Raw genomic sequence first — 670 nt, 5'->3', positions numbered from 1 at the left:
GTGAATCTGCTGATAGTCGTTGGAGCAGTACTGGATGCCCCTGTCGGAATGGTGCACCAGCATCTGGCGGGTTTGCCGGCTCCTGAGCGCCATCGTCAGCGCCCGGCTGACCTGCCTGGTGTGCAGGCTGTCGTGCACATGATGGCCCACGATCTTGCGTGACCACGCATCCGTCACCAGGCTCAGGTACACGAACCCCCGATCGGTGGGCAGGTACGTGATATCCGCCACCCACACCTGCTCGCTGCCGGTGGGGCGCACCTGACTCGGTCCGTCCTTGAGCAGGTTGGGATGGCGGCGGAACCGGTGGTGGCTGTCGGTGGTCTTGTGGTACGCCCGCCTGGGCTGAACCAGCATGTGAGCCTGGCGCAGCACGTCCAGCAGCGCGTCGCGCCCCAGGCTCGCGTGCGCCTGCTGCAGCGGCTCCTTGAGCAGGTGGTGCAGCTTGCGAGCGCCCAGCCGGGGTTGGCGCAGGCGCACGCCACGCACGAGCTGAATCACCGTCTCGCAGCGCGCATGGCGCTCCTGCTGGCGATGTAGTTGCTGGTAGTAGGCCTGGCGGCTGATGCCCCAATAACGGCAAGCCCTCGCAACGCTCAGCCCCGGGAGGAGCTTTTGCGAGAGGACTTGCCCAAAGGCTTTTTTACGACACGCACCCCGTAGTCCTTCT

At 65.5% G+C, this 670-nt stretch carries 1 pseudogene; it reads right to left on the bottom strand.

From position 1 onward, the window contains the following. Window positions 1-670, bottom strand: a pseudogene (locus tag DBV14_RS32080) (IS3 family transposase); the annotation flags it as partial.

The sequence above is a fragment of the Variovorax sp. KBW07 genome (assembly GCF_003852515.1).
Taxonomy (GTDB): Bacteria; Pseudomonadota; Gammaproteobacteria; order Burkholderiales; family Burkholderiaceae_C; genus Variovorax.
This window is presented reverse-complemented; position numbering and strand designations above follow the sequence as displayed.